The sequence below is a fragment of the Kitasatospora sp. NPDC001159 genome (assembly GCF_053598235.1).
Genome location: NZ_JBSFJV010000028.1, coordinates 36,049 through 52,243 on the forward strand (window position 1 = coordinate 36,049; position 16,195 = coordinate 52,243).

The 16,195-nt window shown below is 72.4% G+C and carries 12 protein-coding genes and 2 pseudogenes; 4 read left to right on the top strand and 10 right to left on the bottom strand.

Annotated elements, in window-relative coordinates; all coding sequences use genetic code 11:
* Positions 1–6 precede the first annotated feature (6 nt).
* Complete coding sequence (locus ACWC9T_RS16930) at positions 7–825, top strand: LysR family transcriptional regulator (RefSeq protein WP_449821821.1); 819 nt, start codon at positions 7–9, stop codon at positions 823–825.
* Here the strand turns inward: ACWC9T_RS16930 and ACWC9T_RS16935 are convergent.
* Positions 815–1,669: a helix-turn-helix transcriptional regulator gene (locus tag ACWC9T_RS16935; protein WP_449821822.1), complete on the bottom strand. Its 855-nt coding sequence runs from the start codon at positions 1,667–1,669 to the stop codon at positions 815–817. The genes ACWC9T_RS16930 and ACWC9T_RS16935 overlap by 11 nt on opposite strands.
* 102 nt (positions 1,670–1,771) lie before the next feature.
* Here ACWC9T_RS16935 and ACWC9T_RS16940 point away from each other — a divergent pair, with 102 nt between their 5' ends.
* Positions 1,772–2,506 carry an SDR family NAD(P)-dependent oxidoreductase gene (locus tag ACWC9T_RS16940; RefSeq protein WP_449821823.1) on the top strand — a complete coding sequence of 245 codons (735 nt, stop codon included), beginning with the start codon at positions 1,772–1,774 and terminating at the stop codon, positions 2,504–2,506.
* Here ACWC9T_RS16940 and ACWC9T_RS16945 read toward each other — a convergent pair.
* The 7 genes and pseudogenes from ACWC9T_RS16945 to ACWC9T_RS16975 all read right to left on the bottom strand — a co-directional run bounded on the left by ACWC9T_RS16945 (position 2,494) and on the right by ACWC9T_RS16975 (position 9,351).
* Positions 2,494–3,150: an HAD family hydrolase gene (locus ACWC9T_RS16945; protein WP_449821824.1), complete on the bottom strand. Its 657-nt coding sequence runs from the start codon at positions 3,148–3,150 to the stop codon at positions 2,494–2,496. The two genes, ACWC9T_RS16940 and ACWC9T_RS16945, sit on opposite strands and share 13 nt — an antisense overlap.
* A 26-nt stretch (positions 3,151–3,176) precedes the next feature.
* On the bottom strand, positions 3,177–3,686 hold the full coding sequence (locus ACWC9T_RS16950) for a hypothetical protein (RefSeq protein WP_449821825.1): 510 nt from the start codon (positions 3,684–3,686) through the stop codon (positions 3,177–3,179).
* A 151-nt stretch (positions 3,687–3,837) separates the two neighbouring features.
* Entirely contained in the window at positions 3,838–6,087 is a 2,250-nt protein-coding gene (locus ACWC9T_RS16955) for a hypothetical protein (RefSeq protein WP_449821826.1), read from the bottom strand.
* Between the two features lie 10 nt (positions 6,088–6,097).
* A complete protein-coding gene (locus tag ACWC9T_RS16960) occupies positions 6,098–6,562 on the bottom strand; it encodes a WXG100 family type VII secretion target (protein WP_449821827.1) in 465 nt (154 codons plus the stop codon).
* Positions 6,563–6,780: 218 nt separating this feature from the next.
* A pseudogene (locus tag ACWC9T_RS16965) lies at positions 6,781–7,509 on the bottom strand (putative Ig domain-containing protein); the annotation flags it as partial.
* Between the two features lie 204 nt (positions 7,510–7,713).
* Positions 7,714–8,331, bottom strand: a pseudogene (locus ACWC9T_RS16970) (trypsin-like peptidase domain-containing protein); the annotation flags it as partial.
* Between the two features lie 186 nt (positions 8,332–8,517).
* Positions 8,518–9,351 (bottom strand): hypothetical protein, encoded by an 834-nt coding sequence (locus ACWC9T_RS16975; protein ID WP_449821828.1) that lies wholly within the window; start codon positions 9,349–9,351, stop codon positions 8,518–8,520.
* Between the two features lie 200 nt (positions 9,352–9,551).
* Here ACWC9T_RS16975 and ACWC9T_RS16980 point away from each other — a divergent pair, with 200 nt between their 5' ends.
* On the top strand, positions 9,552–10,673 hold the full coding sequence (locus ACWC9T_RS16980; protein ID WP_449821829.1) for an alpha/beta hydrolase: 1,122 nt from the start codon (positions 9,552–9,554) through the stop codon (positions 10,671–10,673).
* Between the two features lie 152 nt (positions 10,674–10,825).
* Positions 10,826–13,279: a glycosyltransferase family 39 protein gene (locus ACWC9T_RS16985; RefSeq protein ID WP_449821830.1), complete on the top strand. Its 2,454-nt coding sequence runs from the start codon at positions 10,826–10,828 to the stop codon at positions 13,277–13,279.
* Between the two features lie 58 nt (positions 13,280–13,337).
* Here ACWC9T_RS16985 and ACWC9T_RS16990 read toward each other — a convergent pair whose 3' ends face one another.
* Both ACWC9T_RS16990 and moaA read right to left on the bottom strand, forming a co-directional pair.
* Positions 13,338–14,903: an alpha/beta hydrolase gene (locus tag ACWC9T_RS16990; protein WP_449821831.1), complete on the bottom strand. Its 1,566-nt coding sequence runs from the start codon at positions 14,901–14,903 to the stop codon at positions 13,338–13,340.
* 155 nt (positions 14,904–15,058) lie between these two features.
* Complete coding sequence (gene moaA / locus ACWC9T_RS16995; protein WP_449821832.1) at positions 15,059–16,069, bottom strand: GTP 3',8-cyclase MoaA; 1,011 nt, start codon at positions 16,067–16,069, stop codon at positions 15,059–15,061.
* Positions 16,070–16,195 lie beyond the last annotated feature (126 nt).

Consider the following 16,195-nt stretch of genomic DNA (forward strand, 5'->3'; position numbering starts at 1 on the left):
GCGGGTATGGATCTGGACCTGCGCAAGCTCCGCTACTTCGTCGCGGTGGCCGAGCACGGCGGATTCGGCCGGGCGGCGAGCGCGGTGTTCATCGCCCAGCCGGTACTGAGCCGGCAGATCCGGGCGTTCGAGCGGGAGTTGGGCTGCACGCTGTTCACCCGCACCACCCGAAGCGTCGAACTGACCTCCGCCGGAAGACAGTTGTACGAGGAGGCGCAGCGGATCACCGCGACGGTGGACGCGGCCGTACGACGCGTCCAGCAGGCGGCGCGGGGCGAACAGCGGCTGGTCGTCGCCTTCTCGCCCGGCCTGCACGTGTCGGAGGCGATCCGGGCGTTCACCGCGCGGCACCCGGACGTCGGGGTGGACGTGCTCCCGCTGCGCTGGTGGGAGCAGGACGCGCCGCTGCGCGACGGCCGCGCGCACGTCGGCTACCTGCGGCGTCCCTTCGACGACGCGGGGCTGCGCACCGTCCCCATCGGGCACGAGACCAAGGTCGCCTGCCTGCCCGTGGCGCATCCGCTGGCCGACCGCCGCAGCCTCACCACGGCCGACCTCGACGGCGAGCCGATCCTCGACGCCCGGGCACGGCGGACCTACACCTTGGACGAGAAGTTCGAGCTGATCGCCTCCGGGCAGGGCATCGCACTCGTCCCGCTGAGCGTCGCGGGCTCGTACTCCCGCCCCGACCTCGCCTATCTGCCGGTCACCGACTTCCCACCCGTCGAGACCTGCCTGGCGGTGCCGGAGGACGGCGACCGCGCGGGCGTCGTACGGGACTTCCTCGACCTCGCCGCGGCCACGCTGCGCCCGCTCAGTCCCTGACCGCGAGGTCCTGGCTGCCGACCACCTTGAGCAGTCGCAGCGCCGAGTGCGAGGGGGTGCCGGGCGCGGCGGTGTAGAAGATCGTCCACTGGTCCCGGTGCGGGTCGTGCAGCGCCTCGCAGTCGAGGTCGAGCGGGCCGACCACCGGGTGCATGATGCGCTTGCGGGTGGAGCGGCGCACTTCCACGTCCTGCCGGGCCCAGAGTGCGCGGAACTCGGAGCTGCCTGCGAGCAGCCGGTCGACCAGGCGGCGCACCCCGCTGTCGGCGGGGTAGCGGGCGGCGGCGGAGCGCAGGTCGGCGACCGCGCGGCGGGCGAACTTGGCCTGGCCGGCGGGGTCGTGGCGGGCGCGGGTGCCCGGATCGGTGAAGAAGCGCCAGATGATGTTGCGCTCGCCGGGCGGCAGGGCGGAGAAGTCGCCGAGCAGGGCGGCCGCCATGGCGTTCCAAGCGAGGACGTCGCGGGCGGCGCTGCAGACCATGGCCGGGGTGTCGTCCAGCCGGTCGAGCAGGTGCAGGATGCCCGGCCGGACGTCACGGGGCAGCGAGCTCGGCGGCAGCGGCGGCTCGCCGACCAGGTGGTGCAGGTGGGCGGTCTCGTCCTCGGACAGCCGCAGGGCCCGGCTGATCGCGCCGATCATCTGACGGGACGGGCGCGGCCCGCGGCCCTGTTCGAGCCGGATGTAGTACTCCACCGACATGCCCGCGAGCTGCGCGACCTCCTGGCGGCGCAGGCCCGGGGTGCGGCGCCGTCCGCCGGCCGGGAGGCCGACGTCGGCGGGCTGGATCCGGGCGCGCCAGCGCCGCAGGAAGGCGGCCAGCTCCGCCCGGTCCACGTGTTCCACCCCGCCAGTGTGGCCCGGCGGGCCCCGGCGGACCATGGGACCGCCGATACCACCCTCGACAGTGCTCTCCCGGCCCCGGCGCCACTCGGCGAGGGTCGACGCATGACAACCAACCGCATCGTCCTGATCACCGGCGCCAACAAGGGCATCGGCCTCGCCACCGCCGGGGAACTCGCCCGCGCCGGCCACACCGTGCTGATCGGCACCCGTGACCCCGAGCGCGGCGCCGCGGCCGCTGCCGGGCTGACCGCGCAGGGCCTGTCCGCCCGCTTCGTCCGCCTGGACGTCACCGACCCGGCGATCGTCGCCGCCGCGGCCGAACTGATCGCCGCCGAGTACGGTCGGCTGGACACCCTGGTCAACAACGCGGGCGTGGCCCGGGACTGGCGGCGCGCCCCGGAGGAGCTGCCGGTCGATGCCCTGCGCGAGACGTACGAGACCAACGTGTTCGGCGCCGTCACCGTCGTCAACGCCATGCTGCCGCTGCTGCGAAGGTCCCCGGCCGCCCTGATCGGCAACGTCTCCAGCGGCCTCGGCAGCTTCTCTTTCCTGGCCGACCCGGAGTCCCCGATCTGGGAGCACGCGACCCTGCTCGCCTACAACTCCTCCAAGGCCGCGCTCAACGCCGTCACCCTGGTCTACGCCCGCGCCCTGCGCGAGTCCGGCATCAAGGTCTGCGCGCTGGAGCCGGGTTACTGCGCGACCGACCTCAACGGCCACAGCGGCCACGCCACCGCCGAGGAGGGCGGCCGCCGGATCGCCCGCCAGCTCGGCGAGGCCCTGCCCGGTCCGACCGGCCGGTTCTTCCACCCCGACGGCGGCACCTACCCCTGGTAGGCCGCGATGAGGCCGGGCAGCTCGCGCATGTCCTCGAAGACGACCGTGCCCGGCCCGGCCAGCCGCTCCGCCGCCGTGACCCCGCCCGCGTAACCCAGCGCGCGCATCCCGGCGGCACGGGCGGCCGTGACGCCGGGCCCGCTGTCCTCGACCACCACGCAGGCGGCCGGGTCGACGCCCATGCTCCGCGCGGCGTGCAGGAAGAGGTCGGGCGCGGGCTTGCCGCGCCCGACCTCGGTGGCACTGAAGATCCGCCCGGCGAACCGCTCGTAGAGGCCGGTCCGGCCGAGGGTGTGGCGCATCTTCTCGTGGGTGCCGCTGGACGCCACGCAGGTGGGCAGCGCGATCGCCTCCAGCGCCTCCACCAGGCCGTCCACCGGGGTCAACTCGGCGTCAACCGCCTCGGCGTGCAACTCGCGGAAGCGCTTGTCGAACAGCGTCGCGGCCTCCTCGCCGAGCCGCTCGGCAACCATCGTGTGGTTGGCCGCCTCGGACCGCCCGACGAACCTCTCGATCACCTCGGCCTCGGTGAGCGGCCAGCCGTACTCCTCCCCCAGCTGCACCAGCACGCGGACGGCGATCACCTCGCTGTCCACCAGGATTCCGTCGCAGTCGAATATCACCAGTTCTATCGGCTTGATCATCTGATCAGCATAAGGAGCCCGATCGGTCAGTGATCCAGCGGCGGGAAGTTCGTCGCCGCCCCGGGAACACTGTCCGGCAGGTGCACCGGGTTCGAGCACGGGTAGTCCGCCACGACGGCCTTGGCGACCTTCAGCAGGACGTCGAGGATCGCTCGGTGACTCCTGTCCGACGGATGGGCGTACGTGCCGCCCGTACTGACCGTGACCCCCACGTACGGCCGGTCCGTACGCGTGGTCTCCGGGTTGTCGCACCGGAGCCCGAGGCCCACTTCACCCTGGCCGACCCACCCTTGCACGTCCGCACCAAAGTCGAGCCGGCTCTCGTGTGCCCACAAGGTCGTGCCGCTGAGACTCTTCACGGCGGACTCGTCCATCGCCCGTACGTCGATCCGCACGATCGAGTCCTCTGCGGTTCGGCGGACCTCGCAGTTCTGGTACGCCGCGGTCGGGCGGAGCCGCTCCCGAATGTCGACCCGCCAGCCGCCGTCGTACGTCCAGTCGGACTCGACGAACTTCCCGTGCGCGTCATCCGCCAAGGGCTTGAGGTCCGCCCGGGTGAGCACAGACCAACAAGCACTGGCGGGTAGTTCGGCGGGTGCGTGAGCCGACCGCCACCACCACCCGAGCCCGGCGAGGACCACCCCCGCGACCCCGGCGGCGAGCCACCGCCGCCGAAGCCGCCTGCGCTCAGTCATTGATGGCCGTCGTGACGAGCGTCGAACCATCGGTGTGGGCATAGCGCACCTGGTTCGCGGTGTCCGTGGCCATCGCCTCGACTTCCTTCTCGCTCATCCCGGCCCCCTGAGCTGCGTTGAGCACCGCGCTCTTGGCGGAGGCCGCCGCCGCGTTCGCGCCGTCCGTCTGCGAGATCGTCGCCGGGTCCGCGAACTTCGCCTCGATATGGTAGTTATGGGCCAGATCGTCGATGTAGTGCTTCACCGGTTCCGAGACACCGGGGCCGATGATTGGGACGCCCTTCACGAGCTCGCCGCCCGTCATGAGCCAAACCGACTTGGCCCACACGGCCTTCTCGTCGAGGGCGTGGTTGTAGGCGTCTGTCTGAGCCTTCGCATCGCGCACGACCTCCTGGGTCCGGGCCTCGGTGATGATTCCGGCCACCTCGCCGCCGGCGTGCGCCGCGTTGTGCACGGCCGCGTCGTAGTGGGTGCCGTAGTCGCCCCGGTGCATGATCACGTCCTGGATGTGCGCCGTCGTGTATGCCTGCTGGGCCTGCGCGATGGCGCCGAAGGCGTCGGGGTTGCGGCCCAGCGCGCCGAGGAGCTTCGCTGTGTTCGCCTGATTCAGGTTCGCCGGGGTGCCGTAGCGGGGCAGATCCTTGTCGTCCGGGCTGAGCGCGCCCTGGACGTCGCCCATGTATGCCGCTGCCGCGTGGCCCAGGCTGGGCGCCAGAGCAGCGAAGTCGCCGCCGGGGTGGAGCAGCTTGGGGCCGTCGCCGTTCCCGAAGCGGTTGACGATGTCCGTCATCACCTTCCCCATCTCCGGCGTGTGCAGCGGCAGGGGGGTGTCCGGGGGCGCGTCGTAGGCGCGGCCGGTGGTCGCCGCCTCCAGCGCGTGGCCGAGGGCGAGCACACCGGGCGACTCCGCGTGGCCACCGGAGACATAGTCGTTCCCGTTCAGAATGTCCTGGAGCGGTGAGTGGTCACCCCCCGCGGTCAGCCTCGCAAGGTAGGTGTTGTCCTGGTTGTAGGCCTTGACCGACCCGTCGAGGTTGTAGGTCGTCTCCTTGTCGTTGAAGAACTTGGTCGCGGCCTCGGGACTGTGTGCGAGCGCGTCCAGGACGCCCGCCATCGGGTTGAAGCCGCCCAGCTCGGAACCCTGCGCGGAGCCCAGCAGCTTCATCCGGTCCAGGTCGGAGCCGAGCCAGGGCGTCGAGGTGAAGAAGCCGGGCATCTCACTGAGCTGGGTGACGTGTTCGGCGACCGGGTTGAGGAAGCGCGGGTCGTACGTTCCGGTCCGCAGGATGTTCGCCAGGATCTGGTAGCCGTACGGCTGGACGCTGCCGCTGGCCCGGTTGTTGCCGCCCGGCAGGATGTCCGTCCTGGCGGCTCCGGCCCGGCGCAGGCCCGCCTCCCACTCGTCCGACAGATGAGGGAAGTTGTGGCTGTCGGTGGCGCTGGCCAGCGCCGTGCCAAGGTTCTTCTGGAGGTCGGCGATGGCCTGTGGCCGGTTGCCGCCCTTGTCGGCCGAAGCGGCGGCCAGCTGGCCGTAGTACTTGAGGAAGCCGTCCGGTCCCAGCCGGTTGTAGAAGGCCGTGGTGAACTGCGGGTTGTTGGCGTTGGCTTTCAGTGCCTTGTTGAGCTCGTCGAGTTGGGCGTCTGAGAGGTTCCCAGCCAGCTTGAGGAGGTCCGCCGCCTTCTTGCCCTGTTCCTCCGGGCCCGTCGACGGCTGGAACGCGGTCTTGCTCTTCCCGGTGGCTCCGCCGAGCGCCGCGGCGGCTGCGGTGTCGGCCGCCTTCGCGCGGGCCACGGCCTTCGCGATGTCGTCGGCCACCGACTGGGCCAGGGCCTTGTAGGTGGTGGCGTAGGTCGGGTCGTGCTTGTCGGCCTCGCTCGTCGGCGCGGGCCAGCTGATGTTGACGCCATCCGCGTCCACCGTCAGGGAGTGGTCGGCGGCCCTCTTCAACGCCGCGTCCAAATCCGCCCGGGCGGCGGCGAGTTCGGTGTGTGCGTCCCGCAGGGCCTTGCCGATCGCGCTGGCCTCCTCGAAGGCCGCATCCAGCTCGTTGCGGGTCTTGGTGATGGTGGCGGCAGCCCGCTCGGCCGCGTCGCCCCGCCAGTTCGAACCCTGGAGCGGCGTGAGGATGTCGCCGGTGAACTCGGAGGAGAGATTCCAGTTGCTCGTCAACGACTCGAAGGCCGAGGCCAGGGCCTCGATGCCCTTGAACGTCTCCTGGCGCAGGTCGGAGTAGGTACTCATGTCGCCGGCCTCAGTTCGTCTGCAAGTTCTGGGCGTTCACCTGGTCGGCACGCGCGTACTGGTCGGCATTGCTGGCCAGACCGGCGGCGATGTCCGCGATCGCCTGCCTGGTCGCCTGTGCCTGCGCCTCCCACATCTCGTGCGCGGCCTGGACCGCCCCCACGATCGCCCAGTCCTTGGACATGCCCTGGAGGCTGCCCTGGAGGTCCTTCCACACGTCCTTGGTGGCCTTGTCGAAGTCGGTGTGCAGGGTGCCCGCGTTGGTCCCCGCCTTGCGCAGCGCCTCCGGGCTCACCTTCACCGTCGGCCCGCCGGGAGCCGCCGTAGCCACCGGTGGCGGCGCCCACCCCGGGGCCGCAGCGCCCGAGGCGGCGGCAGCGAGGTCCGGGAACCGCTTCTTCGCGTCCTCCGTCAGATTCCCCGACTTGTCGAAGAGCCACGGATTCACCCGCCGCTCGAAATCCAGGTCAGTCACTCGTCCCCGCCCCCCAAACCGTATGGCTCCATGCGGCCGTGGACCGGCGCAAGCGGCGCCAGCGCACGACAGGTCATCACGCCGACGAATCGCCCGCCCGTTCGATGTCAGTCGGCAGCCTAACCATCGGCCCTTACCGCGTAGGGAAGTTGAGCGAAACCTGAGCAAACGACGGGCCCGGCGGCCGCAGCCGCCGGGCCCCGCCTCGCAGCCTGGGGTCAGCTGGTCTGGATCGAGGTGTCGTCGATCACGAAGCTCGTCTGGAGCGAGGAGTCCTCGACGCCGTTGAACTTCAGGGTGACCGTCTGGCCCGCGTAGGACGAGAGGTCGAAGGTGCGCTGCTGGTAGCCGGACGCGGCGTCGACGTTGGAGTAGGTCTTCAGCGTGGTGCCGTTCACCGACACGGTCAGCTTGTCGTACGCGGTGGAGCCGGTCTCGGCGGTGTCGATGTGCAGCCAGAAGCCCAGCGTCGCCTTGCAGCCCGCCGGGATCGTCACCGTCTGGGACAGCGTGTCGGTGTGGGTGGTGCCGTAGCCGTTCAGCCACGCCTTCCAGCTGCCACTGTGCGCCGCCTGCGAGGAGCTGTTGTCGACCACGCCGCTCGAAGCGGTCCACGGCGCCGCCGAACCCGTCTCGAAGCCCTGGTTGCCCAGCAGCTGTGCCGGGGTGCAGCTGCCGCCGCCACCACCGGTGACCGTCCAGCCGAAGCTGGTGGTGGCCGACTTGCCGGCCGAGTCCTTCACCGTCACCGTCACGTTGGAGCTGCCCGCGGTGGTCGCGGTGCCGGAGATCACGCCGGTGGAGGAGTTGATCGACAGCCCGGCGGGCAGACCGCTCGCGCTGTACGACAGCGGGGCGGTGCCGCCCGAGGCATTGATCTGCAGGTTCACCGCGGCGCCGACCGCCGTGGACTGGTCACCGGGGCTGCTGACCGAGACGGCGCCGGTGCCGGCCGGCTTGGTGAGCAGGCAGCCGGGCACGGTGAGGTCGATGGCCCGGCTGCTGTTCAGGCAGGTGGTGAACCAGTAGGTCTCCTGGCCGTAGCTCTGGCCCTTGGTGGCCGTGGTGGTGCCGTCGGCGGCGACCTCGCACGGGTTGTCCAGGGTGCACATCTCACCGTTGTCGTTGCCGGTGTTGTTGATGCCGATGATCCGCCCGCTCGCGGAGTCGATGATCGGCGAGCCGGAGGTGCCGTGGGTGGTGTTGCAGGCGAGGTTGTAGCGCAGCGAGTCGTGGAAGGTCCACTGGTCCTCGCGCAGGGTCGGCACGAACCCGTTGACGGAGCAGTTCCAGACCTGCTTCCAGTACGAGGACGGGATGTACATCGAGGCGCCGTCGGTCGGGTGCGCGTCGTTGATGGTCAGCGCGGTGGCGCCGTACTTGGAGCTGATCGACCCGTAGGTGTCGGTGAGGCGGTAGAGGGCGACGTCGGTGCCGGTCATCGTCGCGTAGAGCACCTGGTCGGCCTGGACGGTGCCGAGGCTGTTGCCCGCGCCGTCCAGCAGGGTGCCGCTGCGGCTGGCGCTGACGTTCTGGATGACCTGGCCGGCCGGGGGCATGGTCGGCAGGCAGTGCCCGTTGGTGAGCATCATCGCCCGGTCGCCGGCCGCGGAGGCGGGGAACCGGACCAGCGAGGCCGAGCAGTCGTCCAGGGCGATGGTCGCCGTCAGGTCGGCCGCCTGGACGGCGTGTGCGGGGGCGGCGGCTAAGGCCAGCCCGCTCGCGACGACGGCACTCGTACCGGCCACCGCGACAAGTCTCTTGAACATGGCTCTCCTTGTGGGGGATGGCGAGGTCCCCGGCTGGTCGCCGAGGCCCGCGCCCGCACGAAAGTGCCATGGTCACTTCAAGCGGTCAACCGTTCCGGCGCAACTCGCCACTACTGGACCCATGTTGTGCCATCAACTGGCAATCACCTGTCCTGGTATGCCCGTTACGGGCGAACTCGCCGAACGCTACGGCTGCACAGCGGAGTTGTCGACCACCCACTCGGCGGCGGGGTTGATGTTGCCGTCCTCCCCGAGCAGGGAGACCGTCCCGCCCTGGTTCGACGTGACGTCGCGCTTGTCCGTGAACTTGGCGAACGCACAGTGCTGCGTGAACTGCTTCGCCTCGGGATCCCAGTCCGCCCCGCCGGTGAAGGAGAGGCCGTACGGGCCGTCCGCAATGCCCTCGATGGTGGCCTGCTGCCCCTTGGCCACGTACACCGAGGCCACCGACGTGCCGTCCGCGGCGAGCGTGAAGACCGCGTCCGCCGGGCTGTTGTTGTCGACCTTCAGCACGCCCTTGCCGCTCTTCCCAGCCTCGCGGACCATGGTGCCGTTCGCCAGGGTCCGCGGCTGCGCCAGCGGCTTGGGCAGCTGCGGGACGGTGAAGGTGGTCCGGTAACCGGCCGCCGTCAGCTTGGTGAGCGCCGCCGAGACCCCCGCCAGCCCCGGACCGGCTCCGAACTGAGCCAGGCCGGCGCCGGCGGCGCAGACCTTGTGCTCCGTGATGTCGGCTCGGACCGCCTCGGTGTCCGTGGCGAGCGTGGTCAGCGCGGTCGCCAGGTCGACCCGCCCCGGCGCGGCGTCGGAGGGCGCGGCGGCGGCGTTCACGTTCCTTGCGGCCCGGTTGGCGTCGGACGCCAGGTCGGCGAGCGCGGTTTGGAGGTCGAACGCGGTCTTGGCCGAGGTCGCCTTGCCGAACGCAGTGCCGACCGGCCCGAGGGCCTGGTCGAGCGCCGCGCCGAACGACGTCGCGCTCGGCGCGGCCGTACCGCCCCCGCCGGAGCACGCCGCGAGCAGCAACGCCGCGCCGACAGCCAGAACGGACCTACCCGTGGACCCCGAGAACTTCACAACCCCACCCTGATGACGTCCCGCGCACACTCCGTGCACATGCGGGGCGAGATGATGCCGAGCACGAACCACCCCGGTCAACCGGTTCCCGGCGATCACCCGAAGGGGCCGACCGGGCCCGCCCATCAGGGTCAACTACGATCGGGCTCGTGCTCAGTCTCACCGGCCTCCCCCTCCAGATCGCCGCCTCGGCCGTCGCGGTCCTCGTCTTCGCCGCCACCATGTGGCTCTGGCCGCGGTTCGGCGGGAAGGGCTGGAAGGCCTGGGTGGGCCGGATCGGCGCCTTCCTGGCGACCCAGGTGGCGGTGCTGGTCGCGATGGGGCTGATAGCCAACAGCTACTTCGGCTTCTACAGCTCCTGGACCGACCTGCTCGGCACCAGCGGCAAGCTCGGCACGGTGGTCGACCACTCGCCGAACGCCTCCGGCGTGGCCGTCACCGGCCAGCAGAGCTTCTACTCGACCCAGGGCTCGGAGCCCGAGCGCTCCGGGCTGATCCAGAAGGTCGACGTCAAAGGAGCCGGCAGCGGCCTGACCACCGAGGCGTACGTCTACCTGCCGCCGCAGTACTTCCAGCCGGACTTCGCCAAGCAGCGCTTCCCGATGGCCCTGGTGCTCACCGGCTACCCGGGCACCCCGGAGAAGCTGATCTCGCTGATGCAGTACCCCGCGTCCACCCTCGACGCGATCGAGCAGAAGAAGCTGCCGCCCACCATCCTGGTGATGACCCGCCCCACCCTGGTCGGCGACCGGGACACCGAGTGCGTCGACGTGCCGAACGGCCCCCAGGTGGAGACCTTCTTCACCAGCGACCTGCCCAAGGCCCTCGCCACCACCTACCGGATCGGCACCGACCCGGCGAACCGGGCCGTGATCGGCAACTCCACCGGCGGCTACTGCGCGCTCAAGTTCGCGCTGCGCAAGCCCGACAGCTACCCCGCCGCGGTAGCGCTCTCCGGCTACTACAGCGCGGCCCACGACCCGACCACCGGCGACCTGTTCGGCGGCAGCGACAAGCTGAAGCAGGAGAACGACCTGCTGTGGCGGCTGAAGAACCAGCCCGCCGCCCCGGTCTCGCTGCTGCTGACCACCGCGAACGACGAGAACAACTACGAGGAGACCCAGGCGATGGTCGGCGCCTTCAAGGCCCCGACCAGGATGTCCACCATCACCCTGGACACCGCCGGCCACAACTTCCACACCTGGACCCGGGAGATCCCCCCGGCCCTGGAGTGGCTGGGCAAGCACATCACCATGCCGCCGGCCGCGTGAGGACCGGGAAGGACGGGTCGTGAAGCCCCGGCGTGAAGGCCTGGTGAAGCCCGCCTGAAACCCGGGCCCGCGCGGGCGAAACAGGGCAGATCACACCCGTCTCACAGCCTCGTCTCACGGTTCTCTCAGCCGCGCCACGCACGGTATGGCGCATGACCACGAGCAGCTACTCCCCTCCGGCCGGCGACCCGGGCGACCCGTGGCCCGAGGCCGCGAACTACCCGCCGCCGGAGGTGCCGCAGCCGGGCGCCGCCCGGCCGGACCCGGCACCGCTCTTCCCCGAGCAGCCCCTGCCGCCCGCCGGCCCCAAGGGCCCCGCCTCCTGGTCCGGACGGCTGCGCACCCTCCCGGCCCGCGCCTGGCGCGGCCGCGCGGACGACCCGCGCTGGGTGCGCCCGGCCCTGCTGGCGCTGCTGGCCGCGACCGCCGTCCTCTACCTGTGGGGCCTGAGCGCCTCCGGGTGGGCCAACGCCTTCTACTCGGCCGCCGTCCAGGCCGGCAGCCAGAGCTGGAAGGCCTTCTTCTTCGGCTCCTCGGACGCCGCCAACTTCATCACCGTCGACAAGCCCCCGGCGTCGCTGTGGCCGATGGCGCTGTCGGCCCGGATCTTCGGTTTCTCCTCCTGGTCGATCCTCGCCCCGCAGGCGCTGATGGGCGCCGCCACCGTCGGCGTGCTGTACGCGACGGTGCGCCGCCGCTTCTCCCCGCTCGGCGGTCTGCTGGCCGGCGCGGCGCTGGCGCTGACCCCGGTGGCGGCGCTGATGTTCCGCTTCAACAACCCGGACGCGCTGCTGGTGCTGCTGCTCACCCTGTCCGCGTACGGGCTGGTGCGGGCGATCGAGACGGCGAGCACCCGGTGGTTGGTGTTCACCGGGGTGATGTTCGGGTTCGCCTTCCTCACCAAGACCCTGGCGGCCTTCCTGATCCTGCCCGCCTTCGCGGTGATCTACCTGGTCGTGGCGCCCACCGGCCTCTGGCGGCGGGTGTGGCAGACCCTGCTCGCGGGCGCGGCCGTCGTCGTCTCCGGCGGCTGGTGGGTGGCGATCGTCGAGCTGCTGCCCGCCTCGGCCCGCCCGTACGTCGGCGGCTCGCAGGACAACAGCTTCCTGTCGCTCACCTTCGGCTACAACGGCCTGGGCCGGGTCGACGGCAACGAGCGCGGCAGCGTGGGCGGCGGCGGACGGCTCCCGGCCGGGCTCGACCTGCCGGGCGGCGCGATGCGCAACCGGGGCTGGGGCCAGACCGGCATCACCCGGCTGTTCGGCAGCGACATCGGCGGGCAGATCGCCTGGCTGCTGCCGGCCGCGCTGATCCTGCTGGTGGTCGGCCTCTGGGCGACCCGCCGCTACGCCCGGCCCGACACCGCCCGCGCGGCCTTCCTGGTCTGGGGCGGCTGGCTGATCTCCACCGCGCTGATCTTCAGCTTCATGTCCGGGATCTTCCACCAGTACTACACGGTGGCGCTGGCCCCGGCCGTCGCGGCGCTGTTCGGCATGGGCGTGGACGGGCTGTGGCGGGCGCGGCACCGGCTGCCGTACGCGCTGCTGCTGGCGGGCGTGCTCGCGGTGACGGCGGTGTGGGCCTTCGTCCTGCTCGGGCGCAGCTCCGACTTCCTGCCCTGGCTGCGCTGGGCGGTGCTGGTCGGCGGACTGGTCGCGGCGGCCGCGCTGGTGGCCGGGCAGTTCGCCGGAAAGGTGTCCGGGCGGACGGGCGCGCGGATCGCCTCGGTAGCCGGCCTGCTGGGCCTGGCGGCGGCGCTCGGCGGTCCGGCGGCGTACGCGGTGGACACCGTGGACACCGCCCACAACGGCTCGATCATCACCGCCGGGCCCTCCGTGAAGGGCGCGTTCGGGCCGGGCGGCGCGGGACGCAAGGGCGCCGGTGGCGCCAAGGGTTTCCCGGGCAACGGCCGGATGTTCGGACAGGGCGGCCAGGGCGGTCAGGGCGGCCAGGGCTTCCCGGGCGGCTTCCCCGGTGGCCAGGGCTCGCACGGGCAGAACGGCTTCCCCGGCGGCGGCGCGGGCGGCCAGGGCTCGCACGGGCAGAACGGCTTCCCGGGCGGCAACGGTGGTGACGGCTCCGGCGGCCGCCACGAGCGCGGCGGCGCGGGCGGCTTCCCCGGTGCCAACGGCTTCCCCGGCGGCAACGGCTTCCCCGGTGCCCAGGACCCCGAGGGTATGGGCGGTCCCGGCGGCATGGGCGGCGGCATGGGCGGCCTGCTGGGCGGCACCAAGGTCAGCGACGAGGCCGCGGCCCTGGTCTCGCAGGACGCCGACCACTACACCTGGGCGGCCGCCACCAGCGGCTCGCAGAACGCCGCGAGCTACCAGCTCGCCACCGGCAAGCCGGTGATGGCGCTCGGCGGCTTCAACGGGACCGACCCCTCGCTCAGCCTGGCCGACTTCCAGAAGTACGTCCAGGAGGGCAAGGTGCACTGGTTCATCGGCGGCGGCTCCCGCCGCGGCTTCGGCGGCGCGGGCGGCGAAGGCGACGAGGGCGGCCAGCAGACCGAGTCCGCCCAGATCGAGGCCTGGGTGACCAGCCACTTCACCGCCAAGACGGTCGGCGGCGCCACCTTCTACGACCTGACGGCTCCGAAGTCCTGACCCCGACTCCCCAGGGGGCGTACCGCGTTCGCGCGGTGCGCCCCCTTCGCGTGCACCGTCAGTCGGACGGGCAGCGCGTCCCGGCCGCCGGCATCCGGCCGTCCACCAGGAACGCGGTGACGGCGTCGCGCACGCACCCGCTCTTGTCGTACGCGGTGTGCCCGTCGCCGTCGCGGGTGAGCAGCACGGCGTGCGGCAGTCCGGCCGCCATCCGCCGCGCCCACGGGTAGGGGGTGACCGGGTCGCCGGTGGAGCCGACCACCAGGATCGGGGCGCTGCCGGGCGCGGTCACGGTGTGCGGCCGCTCCGGCGAACGGTAGGGCCAGGGGCGGCAGTCCGGGAGGAACAGGGTGGCGCCGGGGTCGTGCCGGGTGGTCAGCGGGGCCTTGGCGGCGAGATCGGCGAGGGCCGCGTCCACCTCCTGCCCGGTGGGCGCCATCGGGGCGTCCGCGCAGTGGATGGCCGCGAAGGCGTCCGCAGCGGTCTCGTAACGGCCGTCCCCCCCACGGCCGTTGGCGCCGTCGGCGAGCTTGAGCAGTTCGTCGACGTCACCGTGGGCGAGGGCCGGTTCGAGGGCGCCGCGCAGCCGCTGGAAGGAGCGGGCGCCGTCGTCGAGCGCGTCGATGACGCCGGCCCAGCCGAGCGTGGCGGTGACGGTACGGCCGTCGGATGCGCGCAGCGGGTGGTCCTTGAGGCCGTCGAGGAAGTCCGCGAGCCGGTTCGGGGCGGTGGCCGGGTCACTGCCGAGCGGGCAGGAGCCGCCGTCGGCGGCGCAGCCGGCGGCGAAGGCGCGGAACTCGGCCTCCGTGGCGACGGCCTGTTCGCCGTTGAGGTGCACCAGGTCGGTGCTGCGCTCGACGGCGCCGTCGAGGACGAGCCGGCCGGTGCGGTCGGGGAACTCCTCGGCGTAGAGGACGCCGAGGTAGGTGCCGTAGGAGAGGCCGAGGAAGTCGAGCTTGCGCTCGCCGAGGGCGCCGCGCAGCACGTCCATGTCCCGGGCGCTGTCGCGGGTACCGAGGTGCGGCAGCAGGTCGGCGTGCCGGGCCCGGCAGGCGTCGGCGAGGATCCGGCCGTGGTCGTAGGCCGGGTCGTCGGTGCTGGTCCACTCCTCGCGGGTGCGGTCGTCCAGGCAGCGCACGGGGGTGGTGTCGCCGGCGCCGCGCGGGTCGAAGCCGACCAGGTCGTAGTGGTCGTGCAGCGGGCCGTAGCCCTTCCAGCGCCAGCGGGCCATGCCGACGCCGGAGCCGCCGGGCCCACCGGGGTTGAGCAGCAGGGAGCCGAGCCGCGCGTCGGGGTCGGCGGCGGGCACCCGGGCGACGGCGACCCCGATGGTGCGACCGCCGGGGTCGGCGTAGTCCAGCGGGACCTTGAGGGTGGCGCACTGCACGACCGGCTCGTCCTGGTCGCCGTCGCCCTGGTCGGGGCAGGGCGTCCAGTCGATCCGCTGGTCGTAGAACCCCTTCAGGACCGGGGAGGCGCTGACGGCGACCCGCTCGGCGAGCGGCGGGCGGGTGGTCGGGGCGCCCGAGGCGCGCCGACCGCCCGGGCCGGTGCAGCCGGCCGACAGGGCGAGCAGGAGGGCCGCGAGGGCGGGCAGGGCGCGCCGCGGCAGGCGGGGGATCATCGGGGCCACCGCCCACGAATACCACCCGCCCCCGGCCCAGGGCACACCGCACCCGCCTGATACCCACCCGGGGGGTCGCCCGGGAGGTCGTTTGAGGAATCGGCCGACGCCCCGGGGGCCCAAGGAGCATGCCGAAGCTCGCACTCCGCCGGCTGTCAGCCGCCGATGGCGGACATCGGGCGGTCGGGGCGGACGAACTCGGCGCTGTTGACGGAGTGTCCGGGGCCCTTGCCCGCCACCGAGGTCCGCCAGGCGGCCTCGATGCGGTCGTCGTCCGCGCCGCCGCGCAGCAGGGCGCGCAGATCGGACTCCTCCGTGGCGAACAGGCAGTTGCGCAGTTGCCCGTCGGCGGTCAGCCGCACCCGGTCGCAGCCGCCGCAGAACGGGCGGGTCACCGAGGCGATCACGCCGACCACCGCCTGCGTCCCGGCGATCCGCCACTCCTCCGCGGGGGCGTTGCCGTGCCGCCCGGCCGGCACCAGGTCGAAGCGCTCGCCGAGCCGCGCCAGGATCTCGTCCGCCGTCACCATCGCGTCGCGCTCCCAAGCGCCCTGCGCGTCCAGGGGCATGGACTCGATGAAGCGCATCCGGTAGCCGTGCTCGACGGCGAACTCGACCAGCGGGACGATCTCGTCCTCGTTCACCCCGCGCACCGGCACCGCGTTGATCTTCACCGGGTCCAGCCCGGCGGCCTTCGCCGCCGCCAGCCCGGCGAACACATCGCCGATCCGCTCCCGCCGGGTGAGCGCCGCGAAGCGCTCCGGCCGCAGGGTGTCCAGGCTGACGTTCACCCGCCCCAGTCCCGCCTCCCGCAGCCCGACAGCCGTACGGGCCAGGCCGATCCCGTTGGTCGTCAGCGACAGCTCCACCCCCAGCGCCGCCAGCCGCCCGACCAGCCCCACCACTCCCCGCCGCAGCAACGGCTCCCCGCCCGTCAGCCGCACCGAGCGGATCCCGAGCCGCTGCACGGCGATCCGCACCAGCCGCACCAGCTCGTCGTCGTCGAGCACCGCGGCCCGGGCGAGCCAGTCCAGCCCCTCCGCCGGCATGCAGTACGTGCAGCGCAGATTGCAGCGGTCGGTCAGCGAGACCCGCAGATCGGTGTGGACCCGGCCGAAGCGGTCCACCAGCGGGCGCCGCGGCTCGGTGTGCGGTGCGGTGTTCACCGACCCAGTACAGAGGGCGGGCGCCCACGGGGCCAGCGGCCGAACAGCCGGGGACCGCCCGCGACCTGCGCCTTCGCCTTGTGGATTCGTACAACCGCGGGGGTGCTGCGCGGCCCCGGCCCCACC